Origin of the sequence: Streptomyces sp. NPDC020898, from assembly GCF_044333925.1 — a bacterium.
Lineage (GTDB): Bacteria > Actinomycetota > Actinomycetes > Streptomycetales > Streptomycetaceae > Streptomyces.
In genome coordinates, this window is sequence record NZ_JBIRRV010000009.1 from 330,386 (window position 1) to 349,397 (window position 19,012).

At 69.5% G+C, this 19,012-nt stretch carries 7 protein-coding genes; 3 read left to right on the plus strand and 4 right to left on the minus strand.

Annotated features, from left to right (window positions below; genetic code table 11):
• Position 1: 1 nt before the first annotated feature.
• Positions 2 to 8,194: a ricin-type beta-trefoil lectin domain protein gene (locus ACH4TV_RS28365; RefSeq protein ID WP_398402900.1), complete on the minus strand. Its 8,193-nt coding sequence runs from the start codon at positions 8,192 to 8,194 to the stop codon at positions 2 to 4.
• 499 nt (positions 8,195 to 8,693) lie between these two features.
• Between ACH4TV_RS28365 and ACH4TV_RS28370 the strand changes: the two genes are divergently transcribed.
• Positions 8,694 to 12,272, plus strand: coding sequence for an FG-GAP-like repeat-containing protein (locus ACH4TV_RS28370; protein ID WP_398402902.1), 3,579 nt, complete (start codon positions 8,694 to 8,696; stop codon positions 12,270 to 12,272).
• A 73-nt stretch (positions 12,273 to 12,345) separates the two neighbouring features.
• Here the strand turns inward: ACH4TV_RS28370 and ACH4TV_RS28375 are convergent, their stop codons facing one another.
• The 3 genes from ACH4TV_RS28375 to ACH4TV_RS28385 all read right to left on the minus strand — a co-directional run bounded on the left by ACH4TV_RS28375 (position 12,346) and on the right by ACH4TV_RS28385 (position 17,351).
• Complete coding sequence (locus ACH4TV_RS28375; RefSeq protein ID WP_398402904.1) at positions 12,346 to 13,839, minus strand: hypothetical protein; 1,494 nt, start codon at positions 13,837 to 13,839, stop codon at positions 12,346 to 12,348.
• A 173-nt stretch (positions 13,840 to 14,012) separates the two neighbouring features.
• Positions 14,013 to 15,872 carry an ABC transporter ATP-binding protein gene (locus ACH4TV_RS28380; RefSeq protein ID WP_398403022.1) on the minus strand — a complete coding sequence of 620 codons (1,860 nt, stop codon included), beginning with the start codon at positions 15,870 to 15,872 and terminating at the stop codon, positions 14,013 to 14,015.
• A 255-nt stretch (positions 15,873 to 16,127) separates the two neighbouring features.
• Positions 16,128 to 17,351, minus strand: coding sequence for an MFS transporter (locus tag ACH4TV_RS28385; RefSeq protein ID WP_398402906.1), 1,224 nt, complete (start codon positions 17,349 to 17,351; stop codon positions 16,128 to 16,130).
• Between the two features lie 83 nt (positions 17,352 to 17,434).
• Here ACH4TV_RS28385 and ACH4TV_RS28390 point away from each other — a divergent pair, with 83 nt between their 5' ends.
• The gene (locus tag ACH4TV_RS28390) at positions 17,435 to 18,433 is read left to right on the plus strand and encodes a DUF5937 family protein (RefSeq protein WP_398402908.1); all 999 of its coding nucleotides are present in this window, start codon (positions 17,435 to 17,437) and stop codon (positions 18,431 to 18,433) included.
• A gap of 9 nt (positions 18,434 to 18,442) precedes the next feature.
• The gene (locus tag ACH4TV_RS28395) at positions 18,443 to 18,958 is read left to right on the plus strand and encodes a glutathione peroxidase (protein WP_398402909.1); all 516 of its coding nucleotides are present in this window, start codon (positions 18,443 to 18,445) and stop codon (positions 18,956 to 18,958) included.
• Positions 18,959 to 19,012: the final 54 nt, after the last annotated feature.

The following is a 19,012-nucleotide window of genomic DNA, read 5'->3' on the forward strand; positions in this document are numbered from 1 at the left end:
CCTATTGGAACGGCAGCCCCCAGTTTCCTGACTTGGCGTCGCGGAACAACTGGCTCACGGCCGACTTCCTGCCGTCCTGCGCCGCCTTGCCTTCGGCCGAGGTCGTCCATGGCCAGGAATACGACGTCGGTATACCCGCGTCGTCGAGCTTGCGGCGGCACTGGTTCGTCCCGATGCACGGTTGGAACTCCGAGTACATTTCGGTGATCGAGTCCCCGTGCTCCCTCATCAGCTTCAGTTCCGCGTGGTTGCCGCGTCCCCGTGACGAGTGCGCGACCGCGATCCGTGACACACCGTCCGAGTCGACGTACCGTGCGGCGGCGAAGTTGTTGCCCGTGTTGGACGTCCTCAGGCGCTCCTGGATGACCGCCTGGCTCAGGTCGGTGCTTCCGTACTCGACCTCACAGTTGTGGACGAGTACGGGTGCCGCGCCCGCCAGTACGTAGTACGTGTGCAGGCTGCTGACGCTGAGGTTGTGGACCGTGGCGTCGGGCGCCGTCCAGCGCTTGACGGCGGTGACCTGGACGAGGGTGCCCGCACCGGTCTGGAGCCACTCGCCGGCCTTGAGGTCGGTGGCCTTGATCCAGGTGCCCAGTTCCGGAACCCAGAAGGGGTGGCCGTCGGTCGCCGTGACGTCGGCGGTCTGCGAGCCCTTCGTGCCGTCGGTGTCGATGGTCACCTTGACCAGGTGCTTGACGCCCTCGCCCTTGATCTCGGAGGTGACCGTCTCCACCCGGGTCTCGCCCGTTTCCGGGTCGGTGGCCATGACTCGCTCGCCGACCTTGACGTCCTTGATCTCCTTGGTGGAGCCGTCGGCCATCAGAACCCGGGTGCCGGGCGTGAAGCTGTTGGTCGTGCAACTGTCGGCGGACCCTCCACCGTCCGAGCCGCCGTCGGACCCGCCACCGCCCGAGTCCGCGTCATCGCGCCCCGAACCCCCGCGGGAACCTCCCGACTTGGACTCCGCCCGGCCCCCGCCGGACGAACCCTTGTTCTGGGCGGTCTTGCGAGCCTGGACCTGCGGAGCATTGCCCCGCGCGCCCTTCGACCCTGTGTGCGCCTTCTTCTTGGCGGCCTCGGCAGCGGCCTTGGCCGCCTCTCTCGCCTTCCGTTTCGCCTCGGCCGCGGCAGCCTCCGCCGCCTTCTTCGCCTTGATCAGCGCGGCCTTGGCCGCCTTCGCCGCCTTGAGGCCGATCTCCGCGGCTGCCTTGGCCGCCTTCCACGCCTTCACCGCGCTCAGCGTCGCGTTGAAGGCCTTCCACATCTTCTTGCCCTTGGAGAAGACGCTCGTCCACGGAATCGCGTCCATCAGCAGGCTGCCGCACGCCCACAGGTCGCCCTGGGAGAAGCAGCCGACCACGTCGTTCCAGCCGATGAACTCCTTGAACACCGCCCAGCCGACCGACAGGATCACGTCGCCGATCGAGACCGACAGGGTGCGCTGGTACTCGGCGATCTGCGATTCCAGCGCCGCGATCGACGCGTCGAAGCTCGATGCCGACGACGTCAGGCCGGACGGGTCGGAGTGCGTGACCGGGTTGTTGTTCGCGTAGGAGTAGCCGTTCGCCTGGAGCGGGTCGCTGTGGTCCAGGGCCGGGTCCGCCGAGATGAAGCGGCCTGTCGCCGGGTCGTACTCCCGCGCGCCCAGATGCACCAGGCCCGCTGCCTTGTCGTCGTCGCCCGTCGCGAACGCCGTGCGCGAGCGCGCCGTGTTGTACCCCTTGCGGTCCTCGCCCCAGGGGTCCTTCTTCGTGATGCGGACCGCCTGGCCGCCGTCCAGCCGGACCTCGGCCAGCGGGGTGCCGTTGTGGTCGACCGCCTGGGCGAACAGGTGCTCGCTGACACCCGTTGCCGAGGACGCCTCGCGGTAGCGCGTCACCGTCGGGGCGCCCGCGTGGCCGTAGGAACGCTCGGCCGAGCGGACCTTGCCCGAGACCGTCAGGGACACGGTCGTGTCCGGCAGGTGCAGCACTGCACCGGAGGTCGAACGCTCCAGTACGCGGTCGCCCATCGCGTCGTACACGTACGTCGTCTTCGAGGCCGGCTTGAACACCTGGCCCGTCGCCGACGCCGAGCAGGTCGCCAGGACCAAGTCGGTGCTGTTCGCGGTGGACGGGGCGTTCATACACAGGGTGGTGCCCACGAGCTTGAGCAGGCCCGTGTCCAGGACCTGCCAGCGCTGCGTCGCGACCGTCTTGTCGCAGGGCTGGACCTGGACCGCCGCGCCTGCCGCCGCACTGGTCGGCTGGGCACAGGCGCCCGCGACGACGAACTGTCCGATGGTCTTGTCCTCGACCGTGCCGTTGTTGTCGGCGTCGATGGCCTTGAGGCGGAAGTTCTGTGCCTTGGACGCGTTGCACACGTAGATCTGGATGATGCCGCCGGCCGCGGGGTTGCCGCCCGCGAGGTCCAGGCACATGTCGGACGCACCCACCCACGCCCCGGAACCGTCCGGGCCGAAGCCCGTCACCGACTCGACCTGGCCGTCCCACGTCCAGGTCAGAGCCTGTTCCGTGTCACCGCCGGTGGTGCGGTTCGTGAGGTTGCCCGCCGCGTCGTACGTCTGCGTGGAGCGGGTCTTGACCTCGGCCCCGGCCGCCGTCTTGTACGTGGTGTCGTACGAGTTCAGGGTGTGCGGCTGGTCGTTCTTGACCGTTGTGTCGTCGCTCTTGCCGTAGGCGTAGTCGGTGACCACGTCGTTCTTGGTGTCGACCACCCCGGACGTGACCGTCGGGTCCGCCTTGTGGACCGCCTTCGACTTCCGGTTGCCCAGCACGTCGTACTCGTACGACTGCCAGTAACCGTCGTAGTTCGACGAGACGTTGACCTTGCCGTCCGAGTACACCGGTTCGGCCGTCGTCTTACCGGTCGCCGTGCAGGCTCCGCCGCTCGGCGTCGTCCATGCCGTCCTCAGCTGACCGAGCGTGTCGTACGTGAAGCACTGCCGGTCGGTGGTGGCCGTCGTACCCGAGCCGAGCTTGTCCGCGACCGACAGAATGTTGCCCGAAGGGTCGTAAGCATAGGCGCGCGTGCTCACCGTGTGGTCGGGGACGACTCCCGTGTCACCGACGTTCTCCCGGACGAGCTTGCTGGTGAGCAGTTCGCCGGTGGACTCGTCGAAGGAGTTGTCCTGCCAGACCCGGTGGCCGACCTCGCCCACCGTGGAGCGCATCACCTGACCGTAGGGCGAGTAGGACGTCTCGGCGACGTACCAGTCCTGACCGGAGACCGTGGTCGGGAGTCCTGCCTCGTTGTAGCGGGTGATGACGGACTCGGCGCTGAGGCCGCCCACCTCGGGGGTGGTGTACCTCTCCAGCTGGCCGTCGTCGTTGTACGTGTAGTCGTACGTGTAGTTGGTCTTGAAACCGTCCGCTGTCGTGCCCGAGGTCGTGCCGTCCGGCAACGTCAGGGTCATCGACGTGGGCTGGTAGTCCGCCGTGTACCCGGCGATCGACGTCTTGTACGCCTTGCCGCCGTCGTTGTAGCGGGTCCCCGAGGCCAGCTGGCCCTTGCCGCCGGGCGCCGAGTCGTAGACGTACGACTGGACTGTCGTGCCCGAACTGGAGCCCGCCGGGGTGGACTTGATCTCCGAGACGCGGTGGAAGCGCTCGTAGCTGTAGGTGAGTTTCCCGCCGAGGGCATCGGTCGCCGTGTCCACCCGGCCGTACGCGTCGTAGTCGGTGTGCGTGGCGCCGGTGTCCGGGTCAGTCGTGTCGGTGACACGACCGAGGGCGTCGTACGTCCAGGTGCGGGTGTGCCCCACCTCGTCGGTGGACCTGAACAAGTCGCCGCGCACGTCGTACTCGTACGTCGTGGAGATCGCCCCGGCCTCGGTCAGCGCCGTGTCGCTGTACGTGTCCTGCTGGACCGTGCGGCCCAGCGCGTCCGTCCATACCCGGGAGCCGGGTGTGCCCTTCGGCTGGCGGACGATCGTGTAGTCCAGGCCGTACTGGTAGCGGGTGCGGCGGTCCGTCGTCGCCACCGTCGAGTTGCCGTCCGGAGCCGGTTCGCCCGTCTGCGGGAACGAGTGGTGGACGGGGGTGACGGTGAGCACGCGGCCCAGGCCGTCGTACGTGTAGGTGGTCGCGTTGGGGACCAGCGACTCGGAGTCGGGGACGATCAGGTCGGTGCCGGGGTCGCCCGCCATGTAGTAGGCGTTGCGGGTGAAGTCGACCTGGCCGGCCGCGTTGTGGAACGTGTCGGTGAGCAGCTTGCCGCCGCCGACCGCCGGGGTCTGGGTCTGCCGTTCGCGGCCCAGGCCGTCGTAGATCGCGGTGGACGTGGTGTACGTCGCGTCGCCGGACGCGCTGCTGGGGTTGTCCTGCAACGCCTCCGTGACCACGGACACCGGCTTGTCGGCGACCGTGTTGTACGTGTAGCGCGCGTCGGGGTCGTCCGTGGCCGGCTGAGTCGGGCCCCAGGCGGCCGTGGTACGGCCCAGCGGGTCGTACGCGTACGAGGTGGTGCGGTTGTTGGCGTCCTTCGAGGACAGCGTCGCGCCGCGGCCGGGCTCCACCTTGGTGATCGTGATGAGGCCTGTTTCCGCACCACTGCTGTCGAGCTTGGAGCCCTGGACCGTCTTGATCTCGAAGACCTGGCCGGGGCTCGGCGTGTAGGTCGTGAGGTTCGTCAGCCCGGTCGGGTCCATGACCTTGGTGACCCGGCCGAACTCGTCGTACGTCGTCCGCGACTCGGGGTTGGTGGACTCCCAGCCCGTACCCGCGCCCGTCGGCACCTCGGTACGCGTCACCTGGCCCTTGGTCGGCGTGGCCCCCAGTTCGGTGGAGCCGTCGTAGTAGACCTGCGAGCCGGTGACCATCGTCGTGGCCGTCGACGCCGACAGGTTCGTCGAGCAGGTGCTCGTCCCCGTCGTCGTGACCGTCCGATTGACCAGGCCGACGAGGTAAGTGCTGTCGGTGCCACCGGAGTTGTTGTGCACGTACGAAGTGCGCGTGCACGAGTCGTCGTTCGTCTTCCCCGCGGCGGTGTCGCCGAACTCCCGGACCACGGTCGGCAGACCGTCCGCGTCGTAGTCCGTCTCCGTCAGTACCGTGCGCAGGGTCGCCGAGTCGCCAGGGCGGGTGCCCGAGGACTTGGTGACCGTCTTGACGCTGCCGAGAGTGACGCGCTCGGAGACCACGTCAGGACCGTCGGTGCGGTTTCGGGTGGCCAACCGCACCGGCGCGTCAGGGTAGTTGACCGTACGGGACAGCCAGTCGGCCGTGGTGGACGCGCCCGAGTCCGGATACGTCAGCGACTCCGCGACCATCCCCGCGTACGCCTTGCGGTCGTCCGCGATGTTCGCGCCGGTGACGTCCTGCGCCTTGAACGACCGCTTGACGTCGTCGCTCGAGTCCTTGGGTGTGCTGTCCTCCAGGACGTCGTCGCTCATGCCCCGGAAGTAACGGGTGACCGACTTGGAGGCGACGCTGCCGTCGGGGGCCCCCGGGACACCGGAGATCGTCGTGATCGTCGGGTAGCCGCGCCAGTCGTCCCACGTGCGGGTCTTCGGGCGGGAGAACTCCGCCTGGTTCTTGGCCCACAGAGCGCCGACCGTTTTGTCCGACGTGTTCGTCTCGTACTCGTACGACGTCGTGATGTCCGTCGCGTCCTGAAGCTGCGCGTACTCGGTGATCGAGCCGACCACGTACTTGTGGAACCAGGAGATCCGCTTGTCGGTCAGCTCGCCGTCCGCGTGCCAGTACGCCGGATAGCAGCGCAGTACGTTCTTGTCCGGCTCGGGAAGGTTCGCGCCGGTGGCGCAGGCACCGTCCGGCGCCAAGTACTCGACGTGGGTGCGCCCGCCGTACTCGGAGACCACGTCCTGGATGCGCAGGCGGTCGAAGAGGGGGTCGGTGTCGCCCGAGGGCCGCTTGACGCGGTTGGGCAGCATCAGCTTGTTGCGGCCGAAGATCACCGGGTTCAGGCGCTCGGTCGAACCGTCCACCGCGTAACCGGTACGGGTGATGGACTCCAGCCAGAGTGCGGTGTATTCGCCGGTCAGGCCCCAGGGGAACGACTGGGCCAGGCTCCAGGAGTCCACCTTCGAGAGGGCAGTGGTGCCGTACGTCGTGTCGTCGATGCCGCAGGCGTTGCGGACGCCCGTGTCGTCGGCCGAGTTGTACTCGGTGAGCTTGACGCCCTGCTCACGCTGGGCGCACGCCGTGACCGTGGCCAGGCGCTTGCGCGACCAGAACGTGGGGGCGTACGTCGAGCACTTCGAGCCCGTCTTGCAGGCGAGGTCGGCGGGGGTGTCGAACCAGGGGCGGGTCAGATACGACTGCTTGGAGTCGAAACTCGTGTTCGAGCAGTCCCACGTCCAGTCGCCGTCCTTCACGAAGCAGCGTTCCTGGGCCTTGAAGTTCATGCGGCCCAGCGGCTCGGCGGAGTAGAGGGTGTTCGCGCGCTGGCCGTAGTCGATGCGGGTCAGGTAGCCGGCCCGGTCGTAGGCGACCGCCTTGGCTTCCTTGTTGTTCTTGGCGTAGGCGTTGGCCTCCTTCTCCCACCACAGCGACATCGCATTGTCGTTGAGGTCGACGACGTAGTCGAGCTGGAACCGCCAGCCCTGGTCGCAGAAGGAGTCCTCGAACTTGGTCGCGTAGCAGGGGTCGGCGGGTATGTCCTTCGCGGCGTCGCCGGGGTGGTTGCCCGCCACCGGCACGTTCAGGACCGAGTGGGTCTCCTCCTTGCCGGACGTCCAGCCCGGCAGGCGGTTGAGGCCGAAGTAGTACGTGGTGCCGTCGCTGGTGGTGACCCGCCAGAACTCCCCGTTGTTGTCACCGTTGTTCGAGGAGTCGATGCCCGTGATGCGCTTGTAGTCGGCCGAAGTCAGCAGTTCCACGCGGGTGTTGTCGCCGCGGGAGGTCTTCCACTTCTTGCTGGTGTCGTCGTACACCAGCTCGGTGGTGGTGCCGTTCAGCGTCAGCACCGCGTTGCTGGAGCCCCAGCACTGGTCGCCCGTGAAGTGGTCCTTGTTGTTCGCGCCCGAGGTGTCCGCCGCACAGCCCACGAACGTGCGGGTGATCGCGCCCGGGTTGTAGTCCCAGCCCTCGCCGATCCACGAGACCTGGTTGTTCGTTGCCGACGTACGGCCGTCCGAGGACTGCGAGTTGTAGCTCAGCGTCACGTTCGGGGACGGGCCGGCCGGGACCTGCGGGCCCGCCATCGTGTACGCGTAGGTGAACGCGCCGGACGAGCCGCCCTGCGACCAGGTGCCGCCCGAGGCCAGCGGAGTCGCGGCGAAGTCGCCGCCGGCGCCGGAGCCGTAGGAGGTGCCGACCAGCAGTCCGCCTGCGGAGTCGGCCACCTGCTGCACACCGGCCTGGGTGTCGCCGCGCCACACGGCCGAGCTGACCGCGCCCTTGTCGGTGCTCGCGGCGGTGGAGGCACTGGTGGACGTGGCCGTGGACACCGATGCCAGGGCGGCGGTGTCGACGGTGACGTTGAGCAGGGTCTCCTGGATCTCGTCGGTGGTGTCGGTGCTGTCGTTGGTCTCGTCGGCCGCGCCGTCCTCGCCGGGGTCCGCCTCCGAGCCGGAGTCGTCGCCACCGGCGTCGACCGACACGGTCACCTCGTCGGTGGTGCGCTCGACCTCGGTCGTGACAGGGATGCCTGTCGAGCACTCCTCCAGCTCCGGCGTCGTGGCGTAGCAGGCGGGCATCAGGGCGAAGGACAGCCGGTCCAGCCACTGTGCGCTGTACGTCTCGGCGAAGCGGGTCGCGTCGATCTGGACGACCGCGTCACCGGTGGCGGCGTCGGGGGCGTCGACCTGGAGCATCAGGCCCTGCGTACCGGCGGCAACCGCGTCGGTCTCGGGCTTGACCGTGACGTTCCAGGCGCCCTCCAGGGAGTCGGCCTGTGCCTGCGTCGCACCCTCGGGCGCGGTGACACCGACGGTCAGAGTGCCGTCGGTGGAGGCGGCGACCTGCTTGGGGGCGCCGCCTGCGGTGACGTCGGCGACCGGCGCGGCCACGTCGACGGCGGCCGGGACCTCCTCCACCGCTGCCGGGAGGTACTCCTTCAGGGCTTCCAGCGCCGGCTTCTCGAGCTCTTCCAGCTTGTCGGTCGCGGCCTCGTCGACAGGGACGGCGTCCGTCTCCTGCAACGCGTCCAGCTCGACCGCCGTACGGACGTCGTTGTCGGGCCCGAACGCCACAGCGCCCTGCAACGAGCTGACGTTGAGGGCGAGGAACACCGCGGCGACGACTCCCAGTCGCGCTCTTCGGCGGAAGAGCCGATCACGTGGCGATCTCTCCGTCAGCCGACCTTTGCCGCACCACGACAGTCCCCCACGCATGGCCGACCGACCCTTCCCCGTAACCCCGTGCCACGAGCCGTCGCTAACGTCCGGACCAATGTCAACGGAAACGTTCGGAGCGATGGCTCATGGTGATCAATGACGGGATGAAATTGACGCGTCGTGAAGATCCACGTCAAGGCTGGATAAGTTTGTGTTAGCTATGTCACGCGCCAAATTCAGACAAAGAATGGCAAAGAATCGCTATACCCCTCAGTCACTTACGCCCCTCCTACTTCCCTCCTTCACATGGGTGTTGATCTCGTCGGGTCGGCTTGCACATACTCCAACCGTCCAAAACGGGGGGTCGTGCGTTCAAGCCAGACCCGAGGACAACCCGAAGAGCCATGCCACAGCGGCCTCGCCGCTGCGGCCCAGCCTGTTGGAGAAGGGTTCCTTGAGCGACCACGAAAGTGCTGCCGCCGCGTCCGGCGAAGCGGCCACCAGTGAACCAACACCCCCTGGCAGACCGGGAGTTCGACGGGGCATAGCCGCCGCGATCGCCCTCGCGCTGCTGGCCGGCGGTGCCACCGTCCTGGCTCTCGGCGACGACGGGCCGGCCGCCAAGTCGTCGCCCGGGGCGGGCGCGAAGGCCAAGCCGGCGACGAGCGAGACCGGCGCCGAGGACGCGGCCCAGCGCAAGGCCCGCAAGACCGGCAAGAAGGTCGAAGTGGCCGCGCTGACCGACGAGTTCTCCCAGACGTTCGCCAATCCCAACGGTTCCTTCACCTACACGGCCTCCGTCGCGCCGGTGCGGGCGAAGAACGCCCAGGGGAAGTGGGCTCCGGTCGACACCTCGCTGCGGGAGGGAAAGGCCGGCTGGTCCACCGTCAACAGTCCGTATCCCGTGACATTCGCGGCGGGTGACGCGGACCACAGCCCGGCCGAAGGCAAGTCGAAGGCACACGGCGCGAGTTACTCCGGTAAGTCAGCGGTCGGTCACGGAACCCCCGCGATCAGCACGGCCGCCTATCGCACCCCGGGCAAGGGGGCGTCCGGCGCGGTGCAGGCCGCCGACGACGCGGACAACTCCTGGACCCCGCTCCTGACGATGGGTGTGGAGGGCCACGAGATCAACGTCGAGTGGCCCGGCGCGCTTCCCGAGCCGGTGGTCGAGGACAACAGGGCGCTGTACGAAGGCGTGTTGCCGGACGTGGACCTGATGCTCACCGCACGGGACACCGGGTACACCCACGTCCTGGTCATCCACACCCCGGAGGCCGCCGCCGCGCTGGCCGCGGAGCCGCCCCGCTACCGCTTCACCTCGCCCACGCTCGGCTTCTCCCTCGACCCGTCCACCGACGTCATGCGCGGCAGGGACAAGGACGGCAACGAGATCTCCGTATCGCCGACTCCGTTCCTGTGGGACTCGGCCGGCACGCACGACACGGACGCCCCGGCCACCGACCCGGACTCCGCCGCCGGCAGCAACGAGGACGCCGAGGACGTCGAGGGCTGGACCTCGGACGTGGACAAGTCCGTCGAAGTGGATCCCGAGGACAGCGCGGGCGACGCCGACGCCGCGTTCACCGGCTCCGACATCGACCCGGCCGCCTACGCCCTCCCGGCCGCCGCCGCGAGCGAGACCCTCGCGCTGCCCGCCGTCAACGGTCCCGGGGAAGGCGCGCACGCCGCCACCGCAGGCGCCGCCCTGAACCAGGTCAGCCGCGTCCTGACGATCGACCCGCCGAGCGACTACCTCGACCGGACCGGGGCCAACGCGCCGGTCTACCCGCTGTTCCTGGACCCGTCGACCTCGGCCACCCGCTCCCACTGGACCAGCGTCTACAAGAAGTACCCGGGCTCCAACTTCTATGACGGCGCCAACTACAACCAGGACACCAAGGAAGCCCGCGTCGGCTTCGAACGGGACACCTGGGGCACCTCCCGCTCGTTCTTCAAGCTCATCCTCCAGAAGTCCATCAAGGGCGCGGACGTCTCCAAGGCCACGCTGAAGATCCTGGAGACGCACTCCTGGTCGTGCAGCAAGCGCACGGTGCAGGTGTGGCGTACCGACCCCTTCTCCAGCGCCACCACCTGGAACAAGCAGCCCAGTTGGAAGCGGAAGATCACGTCCAAGTCCTTCGCCTACGGCTGGAAGTCCAACAGCTCCTGCCCGGACACGAACGTCAACTTCACGGTGACGTCGCTGGCCCAGGAGGCCGCGGACAACGGCTGGATGTCCTTCAACATCGGGCTGGTCGCCTCGACCTCCTCCTCCGCGCCGACCACGTCGTCGTCGAGCCTGGAGACGGACACGTACTCCTGGAAGAAGTTCAAGGCGGAGGGCGCGGGCTCGCCCACGGTGTCCATCGAGTACAACCGCAAGCCGGGCACCCCGTCGTCGGTCACCATGAGCCCCGGCTCCTGCGACACCAGTGCGTCCCCGTACATCAACGTGGGCAAGACCGCACCGACCCTCAAGGCCAAGGCCACCGACCTGGACAGCGACCTCTCCAGGATGGAGTTCCAGATCGGGCTGGCGGGCAGCAGCACCCACACCAGTGTCTACGACACCGGCGTCGACGACGGTGAGACCGCAGAGGTCAAGCTGAACCAGTCCACCACGTACACGCTGGCCCACGGCAAGACCTACGAGTGGCGGGTACGTGCCTGGGACCCGAAGGTCAGCGGCCCCTACGCGCCCACCAGTGGCACGGACTGGTGCCGCTTCACCTACGACACCGACCTGCCCGACTCGCCCGCCCTGGTCACCTCGACGGAGTTCCCCGCCGACAGTGACAACGACAGCAACGGCGAGGTCTGGTCCAAGGTCAAGTTCGGCACCGCCGGGAACTTCACCTTCACCAAGGGCGCCGACACCGACATCGTGAAGTTCGTCTTCTCGATCAACAACACCTCCTACGACCACTACGCCTGCGCGGGCACCAAGCAGGGCACGGGCTCGGCCACCTGCACCACCGTCATCTCCTCGACGGAGGACTACACCGGGATGCAGCCCCCGTCGGCCGGCCCCAACACCCTGTACGTCAAGGCCGTCGACTCGGCGGGCAACATCTCGCCGAACCCGTACAAGCACACCTTCTACGTCACCCCGCGCCCGACCGCCGACGCCGCCGGCGACCTCAACGGCGACGGCTCCGCCGACTACGGCGCCGTCACCGCCGCCGGAAACCTCTGGATCAACACGACCGACCACTACGCCGACTGGATCGCCAGCTCCTGGGGCCAGCACAACAACGGGACACTGCTGCACGAGAGCACCACCGCCCCGCACATCTGGAACGGTGACAGCACCGCCCCCGTGTACTCACTGGTCACCCACAACGGCGACTTCGCCCCCGGCGACGGCGTCACCGACTGGGTGATCCGCACCCCCGACAACCGGCTGTTCATCTACCCGGGCGACGGGTACGGCGCCATCAACGTCGCCGATCGTGTCGAGGTACGGCTGCCGGCCAACGTCCCGGCTCCGTCCACCTGGTCCGAGATCAAGTCGGCGGGCGACCTCACAGGCGACGGCCAGCCCGAGCTGTTCATCGCGGGCGGGGTCAACGGCGCCGAACTGTGGGTCCTCTCCGGCTACACCGGCGGCACCTTCACCACCGCCACCCAGATGACCGCCAGCGCCTGGGACACCCGGGACTTCGTGGCCATCGGCGACTACAACGGTGACAAGGCGATGGACCTGACGTACCGGACCGCGGCAGGCAACATCCAGCTGCGCAAGGGCATCCTCGGCAGCGACGGCGTGAGCACGGTCCTCACCAGCCTGGGCACGTCCGCCGCCAGCCTGGACGGCGACGACGCCTACGCCTCCGGCACGATGCTCCCGGCCGACTACCCGCTGGTGTACGGCAGTCCGGACATCTCCGGCGACGACATCCCCGACCTGCTGGCGACCGAAAAGGCAACCGGCGCCCTGCTCATGTTCTCGGGCTCCGCCACCACCATGAACGCCACTCCGAAGACGCTGAAGTCCAGCGGCTACGAGACGGTGCAGCGAGTGGGCTAGCCCTAGGGCACATGACCGAGGGGCCCTTCCGTCCGGTGCTGGAGTACCGGACGGAAGGGCCCCTCGTCGTACGTCAGGCAGCCGGTTTCACCGTCGGCGTCGTAGCCGTCGCCTCACCCTTCGCCAACGGCCACTCCTGGTGCAGCTCCCCCAGCGGTATCCGGTGCTGGAAAATCGGCGTGCCGAAGATGGTCAGCTGGATCTGGAGGGCGCCGGAGAGATCAACGCCCCCGTACAGCGCCCAGGAGCCGCTCGCCGACCCCGTGCCGTCGCTCGATCCCTCCGCCGAGGCGTCCGCCTCCGCGCGGAGATACGGGGCGAGGTCGGCGGAGACACCGACGGTGCCGTACAGACCGATCGACGCCTCGGCGCCCAGGGACGCCTTGACGTCGCCGGCCGCCGTGACGTTGACGTCCAGCGGTGTGCCGGTCATCGCGGACTCGCTCACCGGCGTCCAGCCCTTGCTCCAGGAGAAGGTGCCGCCGACGCGGAAGTCGCCCTTGAGGTCCTGCTCGACGTCGACGGTCACCTTGCCGTCGGCGTCGACCTGGAAGTAGCAGACCAGGTCGAGGTTGACGACGATCGGGATCGGGCCCGCCTGGATGATGGGGTCGGCGTGCAGCTCCGCGAACGGCACGCGGATCGGCTTGCCGTCGGTCGTGCCGGCCGCGCGGCCCTTCAGCGACCACTGCGAGGCCCAGTCACCGGTCAGCCCGAGGAACGCACCGCCGGGTGCGGAGCCCGTGCCGCTGCCGGAACCGTCGTACGAGAAGGCGATCTCGGGCGCGAGCTGGACGAAGCCCTGCACCGAGGCCGCCGCCGAGACGGGGGCGCCCTCGGCCGTGGCGATGGCGGCGCCCACGTCGATGCGCAGGCTGCCCAGCGGGAGCTTGGCGCCCTCGGGGCCGAAGGTGAGGTCACCGGTCTTCGCCCAGGAGACCTTCACGCCCTCGACGAGCGGCTCGACCTCGATGGCGGCCGGGTCCACCGGAACGTCACCCTCGGCCTTGCTCTCACCGAGTACGGAGCTGAGTTCGGCGGACTTGGTCAGGACCTCCGTACCGCCGCTCGCGGCGTCGCCGACGACCTCGGTCACCTCGGCCAGGAGACCGTCGGGGGCACCGGGTGCGGGGGCACTGGCGATCACGTCACCGACGGCGACGGGAGCGGCGGCGGTCGTCTCCGACGCGGAGGGCGACGGGGAGGAAGGGGAGGAGGAAGCAGGAGACGCAGGAGACGCAGGAGACTCGGGGGTCACCTTGGCCGGCTTCGCGGCGATGACCGCCCGGCCGCTCTTCCTGTCGTACGAGGCGACCTTGAGCGACGACTGCTGCGCCCCGGAGCCGGACCGGGCCGCCTCCTGGGTCGCGACGGCCGTGGGTGCCGACTCGCCCAACGGTGCTTGTACGACGGCGAGTTGATCGGGGGTGGGGGTGGCGGCGGGGGTCTCGGCCGTCGCCGCGGGCGCGCTGTCCGCCGCTGTCGGGGAGGAGCCGGAGCAGCCGGTGGTGAGCAGGGCCGTGACGGCGACCGATGCCAGAAAGGCATGTCTGGTGAGCTTGTGCACGCGTGGGGGTCCTCGGGATCGAGTAGATCGAACGGGGGACGGGGCACGGGGATGAACACGACTGGTTACCCCTCAGTAGCCATGCATGAGCATGCCAGCACCACGCACCCGCCGAGGCACCCTTCCTTCACTTTCTTCACATCACACGCTGGTGATGTGGATCACTTTCCGCGTCATGGTGTGTCCAGCCGGTACTGATCCGACTGCACCAGGTACATCCGCCGGAACAGTCCCGGCCCGTCACCGTCGGCCCGCATCAGGGCCTCGAACGTGCCGTGTTCGGCGACGCGGCCCTTCTCCAGGACGTAGATCTCGTCCGCGTGCCGGACGCTGTGCAGCCGGTGGGTGATCAGGATGACCGTCTGCCCCTCGGCGGCGAGGCGGCGGATCTGGTCGAAGACGCGCTGCTCGGTCTCCGCGTCCAGGGCGCTGGTCGGTTCGTCGACGACCAGGATGCGCGCGTCCCGGTGCCGGGCCCTGGCGATGCCGAGGCGCTGCCACTGGCCGCCGGAGATCTGGTGACCGCCCTTGTAGCCGCGGGCGAGGAGGGTGTCCCAGCCCCGGGGCAGGGAGGCGATGGTCTCGTCGGCGCCCGCGTACTCGGCGGCGGTGCGCAGGTGTTCGTCCTCGTGCGGGGCGTCGGGCCGGCCGATGGCGATGTTGACCCTGGCGGTGAAGGGCCAGCGGTAGAAGTCCTGGGCGACGACCGCGACCCGGTCGAAGAGGCCGGTGCGGTCGAGCTCCGTGGAGTCGAGCCCGTCCCAGAGGATGCGGCCGGTGTCGGGCGCGTACAGCCCGCACAACAGCTTGGCGAGGGTCGACTTCCCGCTGCCGTTGTTGCCCACCAGCGCGACGATCCGGCCGGTGGGGATGGTGACGTTCACCGCGTCCAGGGCGGGTTCGGTGTCCGTGCCCGGGTAGGTGAAGGAGACGTTCTCGAAGCGGATGGCGTCCACGTGGGCGGGCAGCTGGACGCCCGTCTCGGGGATCAGCCGCCGGTCGGCCTCCTGGCAGAGCCGCTCCAGGTCGGCCACGAACAGGCTTTCCTCGTACAGGTAGTTGAGCTGTACGACCAGTGCCTCCAGGTTGGCGGATCCGGTCCGGATGGCGATGACCGCCGTACCGGCGACGGCCAGATCCATGGTCCCCGTCCACAGCAGCAGCCCGAGCACGCCGTACGCGCCCGCGGTCGCGATGCCCGTCCACCCGGAGGCGATCAGCCCGGTACGGGCGGCCAGCGAGGCGAGCCGGGTCTGCTCCCTCTCCCCCGTCTCGGCCATGGTCCGGAAGTGGCGCAGCAGGAACGGTCCGATGTTGTGCACCCGCACCTCGGGCGCGGCCTGCGTGTCGATGAGCAGCCGCCCCAACAGCTGCCCTGCGCGGGCGTGTTGGACCCAGGTGTGGAAGGAGACGTACCGCCGGCGGGCGATGGTGAGCGCGCTCCAGGCGCTGGGCAGCGTCATCAGCGCGAGGAGGGGGAGGAGGGCGGGATGCAGCACGGTGAGCACTCCGGCGGCAGCCGCCAGCGCGATCGTCGCGGTCATCACCGACGTACAGAACCGGATCATGCGCCGGGCGGACTCCGCTCCCCACTGGGCGGAATCGAGGAGCTTGTGGAACTCCTCGTCCTCCACGGCGGCCAGTTCGACGCGCGCCACCCGCTCCAGGTACTCCTCGGTCGCCACCCGGAACACCTTGGGCTCCAGCCGCCCGGTACCGGCGGTGGACACGGACCGTAACAGCGCGCCGACGAGCGCGGCGAGCGCCACGACCACCAACGCCGGTACGGCGTCCCGCAGTTTGTCGGTGGTCTCCCCGGCGCCCAGCAGCTGGCCGAGCACCCGGTTGACGGCCACCAGCCCGACCGCCTGCGCCACTCCCCCGCCCAACTCGGCCACGGCGACCCGCCGCAGGGCGCGCGGGTCGGCCCGGTGGGCGAGCCGGATGGTGGCGCCGATCAGCCGGGGCATCCGCGCGACCATGGTCCGCAGCCCCAGCTCAAGAAACGATCCCTGATGCTGGTTCCACCCCATGTCGTACCGCAACGGCCCCCCGAACAGCAGCCGTTCGGACTCGGAGACACCGTCGTCGGCGCGTTCGTCGGTGCCGGTACCGGTCTCCTCCTCGGCACCCTTCTCCGACTTCTCCGACTTCTCCGACTTCTCCGTACGTTCGTCACGCGTCGTCATGCGAGTGCGTCCCCCTTGGCAAGCCGGTCGAGCCGCGCAGGTCCTGCCCAGTTCTTCCCGCGCGCGGAACGCCTCACCCGGTCCGGGGACCGCCAGCGGTCACGTGCCGGAGCGCGACCGCTCCACCGGGTTCGACAGCGCGCCCTCTCTTCCACCCCGGCCGCGCCCCTCCCGGCGCCCCGCCCCCACCAGCGCCACCGTCACGCACACCGACCCCGCCGCCATCACCGTCATCGCCGCCCCCGGGGACGTGAGTTGGGCGATCGTGCCCGCCAGGGCCGCGCTCACTCCCTGCATCGTGAGCATGCCGGCGGAGTGCAACCCCAGGGCGTGGCCGGAGAGTTCGGGCGGAGTGAGGGACATCAGGCGTTCCTGCTGGACCAGACTCGCGCCGTAGCCGACCGAGGCCACGCAGACCGCAAGCGCCGCCGCCCACACCCCGGGACGCAGGGCGAAGAGAAGGTTCGGCGCCGCCAGCAACAGCAGGAGTGGTACCGCCAGTCGGCGGCGCAGCCGGGGCGGCACGAAGCGGCCGACCGTCACGTCCCCGATCAGCATGCCCAGGGCCGCGCAGGCGAAGAGGGTGCCGGCGGAGTCAGGGGCGTAGGACACGTACAGGGACTCGATGCCGACGACCAGGCCGTTGGGGATCCAGAGGCCCAGATAGGTGAGGCGGCGAGGGCGGGCCGACCACAACTCGGCGTTCGTACGCCAGGTCTGGGCGATGGACGGGCGGCCCGAGACCCGTGCCGGGCGGCTGGTGAGGCCGAGGCGGGTCACCAGCGCGCCGGCGAGGTAGAGGGCCGCGGCGGTCAGAAGCGTGGCGCGCGCGGAGAGGGTCGCCACGAGCACCCCGCCCGTTGCGAAACCCGCGATCTGCATCAGCCCATTCGACATGTTGAAGACCGAACGCCCCAGCAGATAGCCCTCCTTGGCCAGGATCTCGTTCAGCAGACCCCAGCCGACGCCCGCGCCCAGCGACGCGATCAGCCCCAGGACGAACAGCAGGGCGAAGACCGCGCCGATCGGCAGTCCCGGGATCGCCATCGCCGCCGTACCGAGCGCGAAGGCCAGTGCGATGCCCGTCAGGGTGGCGCGCGGGGGCAGCCGGTCGGAGGCCGAGAGGAGGGTCGTCGCGCCCACCACCTGGGCCAGTTGGGGGCCGAACATGCTCAGGGCGGAGAGCAGCGGCGAGCCCGTGGCGTCGTAGGTGAGGGTGGCGAGGGCCAGGCCGCCGGTCGTCGAGGCGGCCGATCTGAACGCCGTGGAGAGGAAGAGCGGGGTGAACTCAGGGGTGCGGAAGAGGGCGGAGTAACTGCGCATGTGCGGAGTCTGAGAGCAGCGCCGGATCCCCGTTATTGTTTCGCGCACACGCGAAACGCCGGTGGGATCACGGAGGTACGGGCATGGGCTGGTGGCAGGTGAACGCCGACACCCTCGCCCGCAGCCGGTTCGTCATCTCGCCCCTCGCCGAGACCTTCGCGAGCCTGCACCTGCTGCACGCCGGGACGGCCTCGCACCCCGGCGAGCGCGCCTGGCTGACCGCCCACCTGCCCGCGTACCGCCGCCGTCTCGCCGACGACCCGACGACCGCCCTGCTGATCCGCACCGGCCTCGGCCGGAACTGGACCGCCGACTTCCTGACGCCCACACCCCGGGACCGCGAGACGTTCGAAGAGGGCCTCACGCGCATCCGTACGACCCCTCCCGACCGGGCCCGCGCCCACCTCGCCCACCCTCCCCTCGGCCCGCTCCCCGCCGCCCTCGCCGACCGGGACGACCTGCCCGACCGCGCCGCCGACCTGATCCAGTACGTGTGGGAGGACGCCGTACGCCCGTACTGGGACCGGCGCCGACGGGTGCTGGAGGCCGATGTGGTCGCGCGGACCGCGCGGGTCAGTGAGGGCGGCTGGGCGGCCGTACTGGACGCGCTGCGGCCGGGCACCCGATGGCTCGGCGACAGCCGGCTCCAGATCAACCTCTACGCGAACCCGCCGCGCGAGATCTCCGGCGCCGAGCTGGTCTTCGTCCCCGTGACGCCGAAGGCGGGGTGGGTGGCCTGGGAGGAGCCGGAGCGGTACGCGGTCGTCTACCCGTGCGCGGGGGTGCTGGCCGAGCACCACGGCGGCCGTGTGGCGCCGCCCGCCGCTCTCGGGGCACTCCTCGGGCCCGCTCGTAGCACCGTGCTCGTACTTCTCGGGTCACCCCGTAGTACTACGCAGCTGACCGCGGTGACCGGGCAGGCCCTCGGCTCGGTCGGGCGGCATCTGCGGGTGCTGCTGGACGCGGGGCTGGTGGAGCGGCGGCGGGCGGGACGGTCGGTGCTGTACTCGCGTACGGCGGCCGGTGAGGTCTTGGTCACGGCTTCGGGGGCGGGAGCCGGGCCCGACACCTACCGGAGCTAGCATCCGCTTATGACCACAGATGCCAGCACTCCTTCCTCCGACTCGCCCCTCGCCGTCGAGATCGGTGCCCTCACCGGGGGTTCCGCGGACCTCGCCCAGTACGCGGGCAAGGCCGTCCTCATCGTCAACGTCGCCTCCAAGTGCGGGCTGACCCCGCAGTACGCGGGGCTGGAGAAGCTCCACGCGCGGTACGCCGAGAAGGGCTTCACCGTGCTCGGGGTGCCCTGCAACCAGTTCATGGGCCAGGAGCCCGGCACCTCCGAGGAGATCGCCGAGTTCTGCTCGGCGACGTACGGCGTGACCTTCCCGATGACCGAGAAGGTCGAGGTCAACGGGGACGCCCGGCACACCCTGTACGACCGCCTGGTCGGCTTCGCCGACGGCGAGGGCCACACCGGCGACATCCGCTGGAACTTCGAGAAGTTCCTCGTCGGCCGCGACGGCCAGGTCGTCGCCCGCTTCTCCCCGCAGACCGAGCCGGAGACGGCGGAACTGGTGGACGCGGTCGAGAAGGCCATCGGCTGACCCGCCTCATTCCCGTCATCCCCGTCATCCCCGTCGTTCCCGTCGTTCCCGTAC

Coding starts and splice junctions, on each gene's coding strand:
- ACH4TV_RS28380 (WP_398403022.1), bottom strand. CDS start 15,872: ATGGGGTGGAACCAGCATCAGGGATCGTTTCTTGAGCTGGGGCTGCGG.
- ACH4TV_RS28385 (WP_398402906.1), bottom strand. CDS start 17,351: ATGCGCAGTTACTCCGCCCTCTTCCGCACCCCTGAGTTCACCCCGCTC.
- ACH4TV_RS28390 (WP_398402908.1), top strand. CDS start 17,435: ATGGGCTGGTGGCAGGTGAACGCCGACACCCTCGCCCGCAGCCGGTTC.
- ACH4TV_RS28395 (WP_398402909.1), top strand. CDS start 18,443: ATGACCACAGATGCCAGCACTCCTTCCTCCGACTCGCCCCTCGCCGTC.